Origin of the sequence: Phytoactinopolyspora halotolerans, from assembly GCF_010550675.1 — a bacterium.
In the GTDB taxonomy this organism is placed as follows: domain Bacteria; phylum Actinomycetota; class Actinomycetes; order Jiangellales; family Jiangellaceae; genus Phytoactinopolyspora; species Phytoactinopolyspora halotolerans.
Map to the genome: position 1 here is coordinate 12670 of NZ_JAAGOA010000019.1, position 13824 is coordinate 26493.

At 67.2% G+C, this 13824-nt stretch carries 13 protein-coding genes; 8 read left to right on the forward strand and 5 right to left on the reverse strand.

Annotation, left to right across the window (positions count from 1 at the left end; genetic code table 11):
- Positions 1-85: 85 nt before the first annotated feature.
- The gene (locus tag G1H10_RS23060) at positions 86-535 is read right to left on the reverse strand and encodes an Rrf2 family transcriptional regulator (RefSeq protein WP_216853585.1); all 450 of its coding nucleotides are present in this window, start codon (positions 533-535) and stop codon (positions 86-88) included.
- A 293-nt stretch (positions 536-828) separates the two neighbouring features.
- On the opposite strand from G1H10_RS23060, the gene G1H10_RS23065 reads away from it, so the two are divergent.
- The 4 genes from G1H10_RS23065 (at position 829) to G1H10_RS23080 (ending at position 4327) form a co-directional block, all read left to right on the forward strand.
- Complete coding sequence (locus G1H10_RS23065; RefSeq protein WP_163742207.1) at positions 829-1818, forward strand: AraC family transcriptional regulator; 990 nt, start codon at positions 829-831, stop codon at positions 1816-1818.
- Between the two features lie 203 nt (positions 1819-2021).
- Positions 2022-2663: a VOC family protein gene (locus G1H10_RS23070; protein WP_163742210.1), complete on the forward strand. Its 642-nt coding sequence runs from the start codon at positions 2022-2024 to the stop codon at positions 2661-2663.
- 428 nt (positions 2664-3091) lie between these two features.
- A complete protein-coding gene (locus tag G1H10_RS33290) occupies positions 3092-3502 on the forward strand; it encodes a helix-turn-helix domain-containing protein (protein WP_163742213.1) in 411 nt (136 codons plus the stop codon).
- 117 nt (positions 3503-3619) lie between these two features.
- Entirely contained in the window at positions 3620-4327 is a 708-nt protein-coding gene (locus G1H10_RS23080) for a VOC family protein (protein ID WP_163742216.1), read from the forward strand.
- A 149-nt stretch (positions 4328-4476) separates the two neighbouring features.
- Here the strand turns inward: G1H10_RS23080 and G1H10_RS23085 are convergent, their stop codons facing one another.
- From G1H10_RS23085 to melA, 4 genes are all read right to left on the reverse strand, one after another.
- A complete protein-coding gene (locus tag G1H10_RS23085; RefSeq protein ID WP_216853586.1) occupies positions 4477-5364 on the reverse strand; it encodes a carbohydrate ABC transporter permease in 888 nt (295 codons plus the stop codon).
- Complete coding sequence (locus G1H10_RS23090; protein ID WP_216853587.1) at positions 5361-6296, reverse strand: carbohydrate ABC transporter permease; 936 nt, start codon at positions 6294-6296, stop codon at positions 5361-5363. The genes G1H10_RS23085 and G1H10_RS23090 overlap by 4 nt, the downstream gene beginning before the upstream one ends.
- A 4-nt stretch (positions 6297-6300) precedes the next feature.
- On the reverse strand, positions 6301-7569 hold the full coding sequence (locus G1H10_RS23095; protein ID WP_163742219.1) for an ABC transporter substrate-binding protein: 1269 nt from the start codon (positions 7567-7569) through the stop codon (positions 6301-6303).
- Positions 7570-7742: 173 nt separating this feature from the next.
- The gene (melA, locus tag G1H10_RS23100) at positions 7743-9125 is read right to left on the reverse strand and encodes an alpha-galactosidase (RefSeq protein ID WP_163742222.1); all 1383 of its coding nucleotides are present in this window, start codon (positions 9123-9125) and stop codon (positions 7743-7745) included.
- 90 nt (positions 9126-9215) lie between these two features.
- Here melA and G1H10_RS23105 point away from each other — a divergent pair, with 90 nt between their 5' ends.
- From G1H10_RS23105 to G1H10_RS23120, 4 genes are all read left to right on the forward strand, one after another.
- On the forward strand, positions 9216-10139 hold the full coding sequence (locus G1H10_RS23105; protein ID WP_216853588.1) for a helix-turn-helix domain-containing protein: 924 nt from the start codon (positions 9216-9218) through the stop codon (positions 10137-10139).
- Positions 10140-10413: 274 nt separating this feature from the next.
- The gene (locus tag G1H10_RS23110) at positions 10414-11469 is read left to right on the forward strand and encodes an AraC family transcriptional regulator (RefSeq protein WP_163742224.1); all 1056 of its coding nucleotides are present in this window, start codon (positions 10414-10416) and stop codon (positions 11467-11469) included.
- Positions 11470-12136: 667 nt separating this feature from the next.
- Positions 12137-12586 (forward strand): helix-turn-helix domain-containing protein, encoded by a 450-nt coding sequence (locus tag G1H10_RS23115; protein WP_163742227.1) that lies wholly within the window; start codon positions 12137-12139, stop codon positions 12584-12586.
- Between the two features lie 174 nt (positions 12587-12760).
- Complete coding sequence (locus G1H10_RS23120; RefSeq protein WP_163742230.1) at positions 12761-13003, forward strand: helix-turn-helix domain-containing protein; 243 nt, start codon at positions 12761-12763, stop codon at positions 13001-13003.
- Positions 13004-13824: the final 821 nt, after the last annotated feature.

Genomic DNA, 13824 nt, shown 5'->3' on the forward strand with positions numbered 1-13824 from the left:
GCTCCAATCTTACTGTAACTATAAAAGTTGCAGTTGCGGTCATGAGAATGGGCGGAGGGTGCGTCCCTCCGCCCGAGTGGTGTTCTTAGTGCGGTGCGGGTGTGGCGCCTTCGCGCCGGATGACGCTGCGGAGCAGGTCGGCGATGCTTGTCTGGGTGAGGCGGTCTTCCATCGCGCGCTGCGCCGCGGCGAACTCGGCCTCCAAGAGTGGCGGCATGTGACGTCCGATCACGCAGCTCTGATTCGGTGGATGGGTGTGCACGGGCAGGACGGTTGCGCCCGGCTCGACGGCGACGTAGGCGTCATGCAGCGTGATCTGCTCGGCGGGCATGGCCAGCTGCCAGCCGCCGCCACTGCCCTCGACCGGATAGACCAGGCCGTTGTCCCGGAGTAGGCCGAGGACGCGGCGCACCAGCACCGGATTGCTCTCCAGGCTCTCGGCGATCTTCGCCGACGATTGCAGGCCCTCCCGTTCCCACTGGGCAAGGAACGTCAACGCATGCACCGCCACCGCGGTCCTGCTGCTTACGGCCATCATGAACCTCGCGCTCGAAGAGAACTAGAACGATACTAGTTACAGTTCGGTTGGAGATCAAGTGCCATCAGGAGTGCAGGCGGCGACATCGTGCCCACGATGGTGACCGTGATGCATGCTCCTTGCCCGCCGATCTGCGCCCGCTACCAGCCACAACACGACACTCACCACGGTTGGCGGCGGCTTGTGAGGGTTGTAAGTGAACGTAACATTTTTCCGCAGGGTGTTTGCACAGCGTGAGGATGTCGCTACGCTCTGTAATTCAGGCCGTCACTCCGAGGATGGATGGACCAGTGGAAGGCAGCAACGGACAGCTACCGCTACAGCGTTACGAGCTGTTCCATACGTCCAACCTTGATCATGCTCGCGAAGTGGTCGGACGTAGCTTTGTCGCCCACCGGCTGGACCTCGTCGGGCGGGCGGAGCGCGTAGAAGCGCGGATGCACATGGCGCGGATGTCGAATCTCGCCGCGAGCTACGTCGCCTATGGCGGCGACTTCGAGATCGAGCCCCAGGAACTGGGGCCCATCATCGCGGTGCAGATGCCGTTACGCGGTTACAGCACCATCCGCAGCGGCGGCCGGGAGATCCAGTCGGACGCGAACTGCGCCGCGGTGGTCTCCCTTTCGGATCCACTGCGCCTGTACTGGTCACGTGACTGCGAGAGCCTTGTCCTGCGGTTCGAGCGGCCCGCCGTTGAAGCACACCTCAGGGATCTGCTCGGCGTGCCGCTGGGCGACCCGCTGCGATTCGAGCTGGACATGGACATCGCCAAGGGATACGGGCGGAGCTGGGCACATCGCTTCCGCATGCTGGTGGACGAGCTGGACCGGCCGGACAGCATCATCCATCATCCGCGTGCCGCCGTGGAGTTCGAGGACTGGCTGACGACGGGGCTGTTGCTGTCGCAGCGGCACAACTACTCGGCGATGCTGGACGACGCCGGGCAGTGGTCGGTCTCGAACCGCACCGTGGCCGTCGTTCGTGACCTCATCGAAAGCCACCCGGAGTGGCCACACACGGTGGCATCCCTGGCGCGCGAGGCCCACGTGGCGATCCGGACGCTGCAGAAGGCGTTCATGGAACATCTGGGCGTACCGCCTAAGGAATACCTCACGCGGGTGCGGATGCAGCGTGCCCACGACGAGCTCGTGGCGGCCGATCGCTCCGTGACCACCGTGACCAGCGTGGCGGCGAAGTGGGGTATGCCCCACATGGGCCGGTTCGCCCGCGAGTATCGCAAGCGCTACGGCGAGTTGCCGTCAGAGACGCTTGCGCGATGACGACGGCGGCGGTGCCTTGGTGGGTAGGGCACCGCCGCCGTTATGCACTGCCGTGGACAGCCGCGCCGTGACGCGACCGGGCGCGCTGGGGTGTTACCGCCGTTGCTTCGCATTTCGGACGGCGAAGAGGATAGGGGGCGTGATATCACTAGATCGACGGCAAATGAACCTTTTATTCCGAAAGGCGAACCACGATGGTCGACATGACGACGGCCGGCTCCGGCTGGCGGTACGTGCACGGCGCGCTGGGCACATCGGTGCGGGTGACATCCATGGCGCAAGGCGCCGACGTCGTGAAACGCGCGGTGGAAGCGTGCGGTGACGACGTGGACGAGCACCTGTCGGTCGAGATGCAGCGCAAGAAGGTCACGATGACGCTGCAGTCGGCACGCTCGGCCTCCGTCACCCACCGTGATCACGAGCTCGCCGCGCTCATCTCCGTGTCTCTGGGTGACCGTCTCATGTGGGCGACAGGTGTCAGGCACGGTCCGCCGCATTCGAGGCAGGTGATGGAGGTCATCATCCCGACGCGCGATCCCTCGGTCCGCGAATTCTGGGAGATCGCCACCGGGTACGACCGCGAGCGCGGCAGTGCCGATCCCGAAGATCCGCTAGTCGACCCGTTGTGCCAAGGCCCGACCATCTACTTCCGCAAGTTCGACGATCGTGACGGCGGTCCGCCGGTCTGCGTGAACATCAATGTCGGACGCGACGAGGCTCAGCGCCGGATACAGGCGCTCCGGGACTTCGGCGCGCGCGTGGTGGCGGACTGCCCGCAGGAACTGCACACGGTCTTCGCCGACGCCGCCGGCAACGAGGTGCGCATCGTGCCGCTACACCCGTGAAGCCGGCGCCGGGAGCCTTCGCCGTCGACCCTTCGCCGGGTAGGTAGTTTCCACATAGTTTCCACGTACTTCGGGTGATTTGGTGGAAACCCTTGTCTCGGGACGTTCAGCACAGGAGACTATGCTCCGAGCCAAGGCTGCGGCCCGCCGCATCCGCGGGGACTTTGCCGCTGTTTCTCGCGCGTTCTGACCGGCGCTGTTGCCCGGGCTCGACAGCCGAACAAGGGGGGCCTCTCGCCGAAAGCAGTCCGATGGAGTGTGGCGCGGCTTTTGACCAGCGCCCGAGCACGTTTCGATTCCGAGATCAGGCAGGCGCTTGTGTCGGAGCTGTTGACTCGCTGGGGTCGTCACGCACCGTCCACAACGTCGTGGGCGCGCCGCATGGCCGGCTCTCCAGCCTGCTCGGCTGAGGCCTGAAGGGAGGGAATGTGCTTGACGACGCCATCGGACCCGACGGACAACCGGTACCGGACCTCGAACTCGACCTCGACGTGCCCGACTACGTGGAACATGCGCTGCGCATCATCCACAAGAACCCGACCGAGGTGATCAGCACGGCCCAACTCGCCCAGCAAGTGAGCATCGGGGAGCGCAGCCTGCAACTGAGGTTCAAACGCCATCTCGGTGTGACACCGATGGCCTACGTGCGTGCGGTGCGCCTGGATCGGATCCGGGAGATCCTCATCGACTCCCGGCCCGGCCACGGCCCGACGCTGGACCGCATATCGCGGGAGTGGGGCTTCAATCACTACGGGCATTTCGCCGCGGAGTACCGCAACAGGTTCGGCGAGCGACCCAACGAGACCCTCCGGCGGCGACCGGACGCCACGGCGACGTAAGCGTCTCGCCGCAACGTGACGCAGTGCGCCGTGCCACGTGTGGGCTGACCGCGTCCCACCGCGGTCCGCCGCCCGTGGACCCAGTGACCGCGGCGGCGCTGTGCGAGATTCGTCGGCATGGACGATTCCTGGAAAGAACCAGCGCAGTTCAGCAACGGACACGACGTGAGCGCCGACCTCGGTTGGCGTCGCGTCCTGGGTGTGCTCGGCACGTCCGTCGAAGTAGAGAATCTCAGCCAGGCGGTCGACGTGGCCGCTCGGGCCGCCGAGGCCTGCGGTGCGGACGGCGACGGCCGGCTGAATGTCGATATCCGTCACGGGCGGGTGGTGCTCACCCTGCATTCGGTCGCCGACGCCGAAGTCACCTCGTACGACGTCGAACTGGCCGGCCGGATCTCCACCGCGATCGCCGACATGGGGCTACGCACCTGGCTCGGAACCGGCGACGGCACGCAGAGCTCGGCTCAGGTGGTCGAGCTGGTGGTGGACGCCGTGGACATCCCGGCGGTGCGGGCCGTCTGGCAGGCCGCACTCGGCTACGACGACGAGCGCGACAGCGCCCACCCGGAAGACCCCCTCGTCGACCCGCTCGGCCAGTGCCCGGCCGTCTCGTTCCGGCGCATCGACCCGGGCTCGGCAGGGCGGGGGAGCGGCGTCCGGATCGACGTCGCCGTCGGCGGTGACGAGACCGACCGGCGGCTCCGCGCGGCCAAGGACGCCGGCGCCACCATCGTCCCGGACGAAACAGAACCGGACTGCTGGCTGCTGACCGACGCCGAAGGCAACGAGGTGACGCTGGCGATGCTGCACGGCGGCGACGCTTGACGCTCGACGGCCGCCCGTTCGACGGCCCCGTGCTTACCGGCCGCGCGTTCATGGGGCAGCCGGGCGTGAGATAGACGCGGTGTGGCCGGTCAGCCCGGTGCGAGCTGACCGGCCGCACGCATCCGCGACCCAGCGTCGCCAGCGGCTGCCTACTTGATGCCCGTACTGGCGATGCCCTGCACGAACTGCCGCTGGAACACCAGGAACACCAGCAGCAACGGCAGCACGGTCACCGTCGCGACCGCCATCACCGCTCCCCACGGCGAGCTGAACGCCGGGTTGTTCGTCAGCGTCGACAGCGCCACCGGCACGGTCAGGTTCTCGTTGCCCTGCAGCACCACCAGCGGCCACAGGAAGTCGTTCCAGCGGTTCATGAACCCCAGGATCACCAGCACACCCACCAGCGGGCCGCATGTCGGCAACACCACCCGGACGAAGGTACGCAGCTCACCGGCGCCGTCGATGCGCGCCGCCTCCAGCAGGGCATCCGGCACACCCAGCATGAACTGTCGTGCGATGAAGATCCCGACCACGTCGAACAACGTCGGCAGGATCACCGCCCACGGAGAGTCGACCAGCCCGGCCCGCGCCACCATCAGGAACGCCGGCACCAGCGTCACCTGGATCGGGATCATGATGGTGACCAGGAACGCCGCGTACAGCACGCCGCGCCCGCGGAACGAGTACTTGGCCAGCGCGTACCCGGCACCGAGCGACACGCACACGCTTAGCGCCGTGCCGACCGTCGCGATGAACATCGAGTTGCCGAGCCAGTGCCAGACCGGCTGGGTGGCGAATACCTCGTCGAAGTTGGCCAGCGTCGGATCCGACGGCCACAGGTAGAACTCGCTGCTCTGCGACTGCCCGCCCGGCGTCAGCGCGGACACGGCCATCCAGTACACCGGGAAGATCATCAGCATCGCCAGCGCGGTCAGCGCGGCGAACAGCAGCCAGCGGCGGTTGCGGCCGCCGCGACGAGCGCCGCCTTCGTGACCGGTGCGGTCGCCGCCGAGGTTGCGGTTGCGTACGCCGTTCACAGGACCTCCTCCGCCTTCCGGGTGGCACGCTGCCGCAGCAGCGTGAACAGCAGCAGGATCGCCACCAGCACCAATCCCAGCGCCGCCGCGTAACCCATCCGGGCGTCGATGAACGCCGCCCGGAACACGTACTGGATCAGCACCGTCGTGGAGAATCCGGGCCCGCCGCCGGTCATCACGTAGATCACGTCGAACGCCTGCAGCGAGAACACCACGTTCAGGATCAGCAGGATCGACGTCGTCGGGCGCAGCAGCGGCCAGGTCACGCTCCAGAACCGCTGCCAGCGCGACGCGCCGTCGATCGCCGCCGCCTCCTTCAGCTCGTTCGGGATGGACTGCAGCGCGCCCAGGTAGATGACCATGCAGAAGCCCACCCGGGTCCACACCACCACCAGGATCAACGTGAACATCGCCCACTGCGGCGAGGTCAGCCATGGGACGCGGTCCAGCCCGACCACCCCGAGGAGGTTGTTCGCCACGCCGTAGTCGGTGTTGAAGATCCAGGACATGATCACGCCGACGACGACGCCGGCCGCCACCATCGGCACGAAGAACAGCGCGCGCAGCACCGCCCGTCCCGGCAGCGGCCGGTTCAACGCCACCGCCAGCGCCAGGCCGATCACCATGGCGGTCGGGACGGTGCCGACGGTGAAGATCAGCGTGTTGCGCAGCGACGTGAGGAACAGCGGATCGGAGCCGAGCCGTTCGAAGTTGTCGGTGCCGACCCACGTGCCGTCGCCCAGCGTCGCCGTCTCTTGAAAGGCCAGCCCGATCGCGACGACGATCGGCACCAGCGAGAACGCCAGGAACAGCAACGCCGCGGGTCCGACGAACAGGTACGGCGCCTTCGACCGGGAGCGCCGGCGCGGCTCGTCGTCGTCGGCGGCCGTCGTCGCGGTGGGTCTGGTGGCGATTCCGGATGGTGTGGTCACGATGTCACCCCGCTGTGACGCTGCGCATCGCGTCCATCATCTGCGCGGATGCGTCGGAAGGAGAGAGCTCGCCGAGGAAGCACAGATCCGCGTAGTCGGCGAAGACCGTGTTGAGCGAGCTGAAGTACTGGCCGGACTCGGCCTTGACCAGGCTCAGCGGAATCCGCGCGCCCTGGTCGATGAACTGCTGCATGGTGTCGGTGTGCGCGGCGTAATCGATGTCGGCCGCGTCCAGCGACGCTCGGGCGGGCAGCCAGTTGCCCTCGTGACAGAAGTCGACCATCTTCTCCCGACTGGTGATGTAGGCGACGAGCTCCGCCGCCAGTCCCGGGTGCTTGCTCGACTTGGTCACCGCGAGCGCGTTACCGCCCAGGTCGGACGCCTCGTCGGTGTTGCGGATCATGTAGGTGGTGCCCCACTGGTCCGGCATCTCCTCGTCGAGCTGGGTGATCGGCTCCGGGTTGTTGAGCATCATGCCGATCTGCCCGGTGAGAAACATGTTCCGGGAGACGTCGCCGCCGCCGGACTTGCACATGTTGCTGGTGGAGACCAGCTCGTCGGCGTACCAGCGACGGCCGAACTCCAGCGCCTCGATGGCCTCGTCGGTGTCCATGCTGGGTGTCTGCCCGTCCTCGCCGAGGAACGCGCCGCCGTTCTGGTAGACGATCGGCAGCCACCGGTACGCGGTCTGCGTCCCGCTCCAGCCGAAGCCGAACGCGTAGCGCCCGGTGACCTTCTTGACCTCGGCGGCGATCTGCAGGAACTCGTCCCAGCGCCATGCCTCGTCCAGCGACGACGGCGGGGTCACCCCGATCTGCTTCATCACGTCGCGGTGGTAGAACGTGATGAAGGTGTCCGTGTGCTGGAAGATGCCGAAGACGCCGTTCTCGCGCGCGCCGATCGCCCAGAACGGCTCCGAGTAGTCGTCGGCATAGTCGGCCGGGATCGCACCGGATAGGTCCACCAGGCTGCCGTTCGCGGCGTACCGGCCGATCTGCTGCGGCGTGATCCGGATGATGTCCGGCGCCAGGTCGGCCGCCAGGCGGGTGATGAACCACTGGTGGAACTGGCCGGTGGTGACCTCCACCGACACGCTGGTGCCGGGGTGGTCGGCGACGAACTCGTCCGCGATGCGCTGGTACGTCTCCAGATCGGTGGGGATGTTCCAGGAGGACAGCCGCAGATGCGTCGTCGAGGTGGATTCTCCGGCGCAGGCGGCCAGTGCCCCGGCGAGCGAGATGCCGGACAGCGCCAGGAAGCCTCGCCGGCTCATCTCCGCTCGCGCCGCGGGTGAGGTGTCGCGTGTCCGCGCGGGCGAGACGGGCCGAGGCCCCGCCGATGGTGCGCGCCGTGCCCGCACGGACGAGATGTGTCGTGTTCGTTTCACCGTCGTCCTCTCCGTTGAGGTTGCCCGGGAAGTTGATCGGTTGCCGGACGGCCTGGGAATCAGGCGGCGTCGGGCTTGAGCGCCGCCGGCAGCAGGTCCGCGTGCGCGGTGAGCAGCTCGTCGGTCATCTGCTGGATCTGGTCGACGGTGAGCAGCGCACCGGTGAGCGGGTCGAGCATGACCGCGTGGTACACGTGCTCGCGGTTGCCGCTCAGCGCGGCCCGCACCGCCAGCGTCTGCACGCCGATGTTGGTCCGGTTCACCGCGGCCAGCTGCGGGGGCAGTGCCCCGACGGCCGTCGGCTGTACGCCGTTGGCGTCCACCAGGCAGGGCACCTCCACGCACGCGTCGGCGGGCAGGTTGGAGATGATGCCGGCCCTGTTCGGCACGTTCCCGTAGACGACGCTGGGCACCCCGGTGACTGAGGAGTTGACGATGCTGGCGCCGTACTCCACCGACGGGGCCAGATGCTCCTTGAGCTTGGCGAGCTGCTCGTCGATGTCGCCCTGCTCGTCGTGCGAGGCGCAGATCTCGTAGTAGTCCCAGCGCTGCGGGATGTACTCGCGCACCAGCTCCGGGTTCTTGCGGAAGTACGGCAGGTACTCCGACGCGTGGTGGCTGGACTCGGTCTGGAAGTAGCCGAACGCGTCCATGATGGTGGTGCGCACCTGCTCGTTGCCGCCCTCGTAGGTGCTGGCCGCCTCGGCTGCCTCGCTGTGGTCGCCGTCGTCGGAGGCGAGTCCGGCGGCGCCACGTCCGCGCAGGTGGCGGGCGCGCATCGTCTCCCGCAGGCGCGGATAGAGGTCCTCGTCGCCGCGCCGGAACTCCAGGATCCACGCCTGGTGATTGATGCCGGCGGAGAGATAGCTGACCTCGTCGTACGGCACGTCGAGGGTGCGGGCGAGCATGCGGGTGGTGCCCTGCACGCTGTGGCACAGCCCGACGGTGTTCAGGCCCTGCGCGTTCAGGAACGCCGTCGCCATGGCCATGGGGTTGGCGTAGTTGATGAACTGTGCGTCCGGGCAGAGTTCGCGGGCGTCGGCGGCGATCGCTGTGTACGCCTCGACGGAGCGGAGGAAGCGGAACACGCCGCCGGGGCCGACCGTATCGCCCACGGGCTGGTCGATGCCGTACCGGCGCGGGATCTCCACGTCGTGCCGGTACGACTCCACGCCGCCCACCTGGAAGGTGATGATGACGAAGTCGGCGCCGCGCAGGGCCTCGCGGCGGTCGGTGGTCTCGACGACGTCGGCGTCGAAGCCGTGGTGTGCGACGAGCTCGCGGGCCGCCGTCGCCGTGCGGGAGAGTCGATCGGCGTCGACGTCCATCAGGCAGAGCGTGCTGGAGCGCAGCGCGGGGAAGCTGACGAGGTCGCCGATGAGGCGGAAGGGGAAGACGAACCCGCCCGCGCCGATGATGGTGATCTTTCCGGAGTAGCTCATGACTGCACGCTAGTGATGTGAATCCCGGGACACTTCCGTGCCGCGCGGCAGGAGTTCCGGGATGCTCAGGTCCCGCGCTACCATCCCGGGATGGATATGCCCGCGCCGCCGGCGACGGCGGTCGCTGACGCGGACGTCTCCCCGACCGGGGACCTGCCAGTGGTGGAGGAGTCCGTCGCGGCCGGTGACCCCGTGGTCACGATGGAGTCGTCGCTGTGGGTGCGCCGGGGCGCCCCGCCGGCGATGCCGAAGCCGCACCGGCACGATGACGTCGAGGTCAACCTCGTCCTCGAGGGGCGGCTGGACTACCTGTTCGGCGGCTCCTACCTGAGCGTGACGGCAGGGCAGATGGCGATCTTCTGGGCGGCGACGCCGCACCGCCTGGTGGGCGCCGGCGAGGATGCCGACGGCGACGTGTGCTGGGTGCATGTCCCGCTGAGTACGGTGCTGGGCTGGGGGCTGCCGGACCGCGATCTCGGCCAGGTGCTGACGATGCGCCCGGTGATCGTGCCGGCGACGGCGATCGGGCGGGACGTCGCGGCGATGTTCACCGCCTGGTGCGAGGAGCTGACTCACGACGACACCGCCACGATCGTGCTGCTGGAGGCGCAGGCGTTGGTCCGTCGTGCGCTCCGGCACGCCCGGGACGCATCCGATACGGACAGTGGGCGCGCTGCCCTCGGCACGGGCGAGGCGATGCGCAACGTGACGGCGATGGCGCAGTTCACCGTCGCCCACTTCCGGGAGCCGATCTCCACCGTGGACATCGCCGAGGCCGCGCATCTGAATCCGAACTATGCGATGACCCTGTTCCGCCGGGCGGTCGGGACGACGCTGGGCAGTTACCTGACCCGCTGCCGGGTGGCCGAGGCGCAGCGACTGCTCATCACCACGGCGATGACGACGGCGGAGATCGCGTATGCGGCGGGATTCGGGTCGCAGAGCAGCTTCTACGAGCATTTTGCCCGAGCGTGCGGACGATCGCCGGGCGCGTACCGCCGGGAACTGCGGTGACCTGTATGTTTCGTGCCGGTATGCGGGGGTTTGCTGATCCGATGCGGGCCCCGGCGGTAGTGCCGCAATCCGGAACTTTCGGGGACGGGAAGTAACTTTTCGGACTTTTGATGGTCATGATCGCTTAAGTGCCAGATGATGAGTCGCTAGACCGAGATCGGGCACGGTGTGGGAGAGAGTGGGCGTGACCGTTAGGCGAGTTGTCGTGTCAGCGACATATGACAGTACTGTCCAGCACAGACGCTGGCAGGTGACGGTCTAAGGGCGCCGAGGAGTGAATCACAAGGACGACGAGCCGTTGCCGCTCGCGCGTTTCAGACTCAGCCTCCCCGGCGGGCACGACGGCCTGCGGGAGGGGCTCCGTCAGGTGCTCGGCTGGGAACCCCGCGATGTGGCCAGCGCGCCTGCGGGGGAGCCGTGTGTGCATCGCCGAGCTATCCGCGACGCGATCTTCGGTTATGTGCAGCTGGTGACCGACACCGATGCGACGTTCATGGTCGACCGCAGCTCCGTCGTCGTGCTGGTGCCGATGTCCGGCATCGCCGCGGTCTCCGTCGACGGCGAGCACATGAACATCACGCCGGGATGGGCGGCGGTGCTCTCCGATGCCGGGCAGTTGACCATGCGGTGCCGGGACGGTTTCCGGATGCTCACGCTGCGGGCGGACCGCGGCGTCCTGGAAGGGCTGACGCGGGAGATGACCGGGCAGCCGCTCGGTCAGCCGTTGCGTTTCGAGCGCCGGATGAACATCGGCAGCGGACACGGGCAGAGCTGGTATCTGCGGTGGCGGATGCTGGTGGACGAGTTCGCGCGCGAGGGCGCGCTGATGCATGAGCAGTGGTACGCCGAGCAGTCCGAGCGTCAGGTGCTCACGTTGTTCCTCCAGGTGCATGCCCACAACTACGCGCAGGCGATCGTCCGCGACGGCCCGGCTGGGGTGCCGGTGCAGCGTCCGCGTGACCCTGAGCTGGCATATCCGGCGTATCTGCGTACGGCCCTGCGGCTGATCCGGGAGCAGCCGCAGGATGACCACACCACGCCGCTGCTGGCGCGCCGGGTGAACATCGGTGAGCGGAGCCTGCAGATGAGCTTCAAGGAGCATCTGGGCGTGTCGCCGACGACGTTCGTGCGGAACACCCGGCTGGACCGGGTGCACGAGACCCTGCTGAGGTCCACCAAGAACGAGACCACCGTGGAGAAGGCGTTCCGGCGTTGGGGTTTCCGGCATCAGGGGCACTTCACCAACCACTACACGGCGCGGTTCGGCGAGCACCCACGCATCACGCTGGCGCGGCCGCCGGGGGAGAACTCCGACGCGCGCGTCACCTGATGCCCAGCTTGGTGTGGTGGGCGTGGGACTGGCGGCTCAAGGATGCGTGGTGTGGGTGCGGTGCCGCGCCGCACACGTGCGGCGCGGCACCGATGACCGGGAAAGATCTTCGGTGTGACGGTTGTGGCGGCTGCGGGCATACCTTACGATTCTTGAAGTGGCTATTTCACAGTTCGTAGCGATGGGTGATGGCACGGCCACACGAGAGAGGCCACGGTATCGATGACGCAGCACGACGCACACCGTAGCCCTGCCGACGCGGTGCGGGAAGCTGCGGAGCGAGCGCTTGAGAAATTCAGTGCGCCGCCTGTCCGCGACGACGCCGAGATGGACCGTGCGTCGGAGGCGGATCGGTCACGTCCGCGTCCTGGACGGAACCCTGAATCGCCGGCCAGAGGCGGTGAGTGACGAGGAAGACGACCGGCGGCACGGAAGAGAATCCGCGCCGGTCAGGCCCATGGCATATGGCGTGGGCAGGTGAATGTGACGGGATCCGTTGGCCAACGGGCTGTTCCGACCGAGGGTGAGTCATGGCCCCGGGGCCGCTCGCGCGCACCGCGGCACTCCGCGGTGCATTGTCCCTACCAGTTGATGTCGGGGAGGCAATGTGAATGCCTACCGGCTGGACCAGCGGGCACGCTGGCCAGCACACTATCCTGCGGATTTGGTGCAGGTACTCAATACCGTCGACGAGCATCCGGAATGGAACCACACGGTGATCTCGCTGGCGCAGCACGGCGCCGTCAGTGTGCGCACGCTTGAGCTCCGGTTCCGGCAATACCTGGATACGACGCCGTCCCGGTTCGTGATCGAGGCTCGCCTCGATCGCATCCACGACCTGCTGGTGCAGGGGTCGCCGGATACGACCACCGTCGAGGAAGTGGCGACGGGGCTGTGGTATAGCAGCTTCGGCCATCTGATCCGGCACTACGTGCGACGGTTCGGCGAACAACCCATGGACACGCTGAGCCGGATGGGCAGTGCGCGCGACGGCGGCGCCTCAGATGACCGAGCCGGTGCGGTGGTTGCCACTGCGGCCGGCGAGAGCGCGGACACGAGCGTCGACGAGAGTGCGGACACGAGTGTCGGCGACGGCGAGCACGACGCACGGAACTGACGCGGTTTCTGGGCATTTCTGGCATCGAGGGCTTTCGCGTTCAAAATGTGAGACGCCGGGATATCGATCGAGAAATCAATGACCAGCGCTCCTGCTGGCCACGTCAGGCCGCACCCTAGCGGTGGGGCGCAGGCCGTTGTGTGCAGGCGATTTGCGCTCGGTCAGGATGTGGCCATGTCCGCTAATGACACAACGAATGCCGAGAAGATTGTCGATGACGAGCGCACGCTTGGAGACGTCATCCGGAACAGGCGCCTCCGCCGCGGCCTGGAGCAGCGTGATGTGGCCCGCATGGCAGGCGTGACGCTGCAAGACGTTCAGGCGCTCGAGCAGAATGAGTCCGGGCCGGAGCCGCTGTTTCCCGTCCTTTCGGCGCTCGAGATTCCTTATCTGCGAGGGAGCCGTAAGCGTTCCTGACGCCAATCGATCGCCCTGGATTCCGCGCGGCAGCGATCATGTCGTGCGGCGCCGACTGGCCGAGAAGCGGGAACTGCGGCGTCGTAGATGAGCGTGCTCGAAGGGGCGGGATAAATGTCGCGGCTCGGTCGCGATTGTGCATAGCGTCGATGTCAAGGACCTTCGGCCCTAGTGTTCCGGGTCGAGATGTACGAGTCTGTTGTCTCGTGCGCGCTCGGCGGCAGCGGTAGCGGACGTTGAGTCCGAGGTAGGGCCTACCGCCACCTCGTTACCTCGTCAGGCAGGTGCATGCTGCCTCGTGCTGGCGTTGCGTGCTGCACAGCCGGTTCGTCGCCCTAGGGTGGGAAGGGCGACGAACCGGCGTTTGTCATGCGCTCGTCGATCGGAGCGCGAGCCAGGCCGGCGCGGTCACGATGCCCCCGCGCCGCTGTTCCCCCCGGGGTGGGACGGCGACGATGCGGTCTGCGCGGCGGTGAGCCGCGCTCTGACATCGCGCCCGAGCCTGCGGTGCGTGAGATGCTCCGCCGGCGCGAGCAATTGTCACTCGCGTTGCGGAATCTCCTCGTTAGTGAAGAGATGCCGTTCCGTTATAACGTGCCATTAATGCAGCTCTGCGCACGATCGCGAGGTGAAGTTTCACGTATGCCCTTTTTTGACAATTCGACGTTATGTAGACTGATTTGTCACGGTGCTCACGGGGCGCGGTTGCGCATCAACGACTGCGCGTTTCGCCTATTTGATTGTTGGGTTCGCCGTCGTCCCTGATCATGTAGCGGTGGAGCGTTCAGAACCGCCGTGGGGTGCGGGACTCGGTTCGCTAC

Bases quoted from the DNA above. Each gene is read 5' to 3' on its own strand.
- G1H10_RS23095 (WP_163742219.1), bottom strand. From the start codon at position 7,569: ATGAGCCGGCGAGGCTTCCTGGCGCTGTCCGGCATCTCGCTCGCCGGG.
- G1H10_RS23080 (WP_163742216.1), top strand. From the start codon at position 3,620: ATGGACGATTCCTGGAAAGAACCAGCGCAGTTCAGCAACGGACACGAC.
- G1H10_RS23060 (WP_216853585.1), bottom strand. From the start codon at position 535: ATGGCCGTAAGCAGCAGGACCGCGGTGGCGGTGCATGCGTTGACGTTC.
- G1H10_RS23105 (WP_216853588.1), top strand. From the start codon at position 9,216: ATGGATATGCCCGCGCCGCCGGCGACGGCGGTCGCTGACGCGGACGTC.
- G1H10_RS23120 (WP_163742230.1), top strand. From the start codon at position 12,761: ATGTCCGCTAATGACACAACGAATGCCGAGAAGATTGTCGATGACGAG.
- melA (WP_163742222.1), bottom strand. From the start codon at position 9,125: ATGAGCTACTCCGGAAAGATCACCATCATCGGCGCGGGCGGGTTCGTC.
- G1H10_RS23070 (WP_163742210.1), top strand. From the start codon at position 2,022: ATGACGACGGCCGGCTCCGGCTGGCGGTACGTGCACGGCGCGCTGGGC.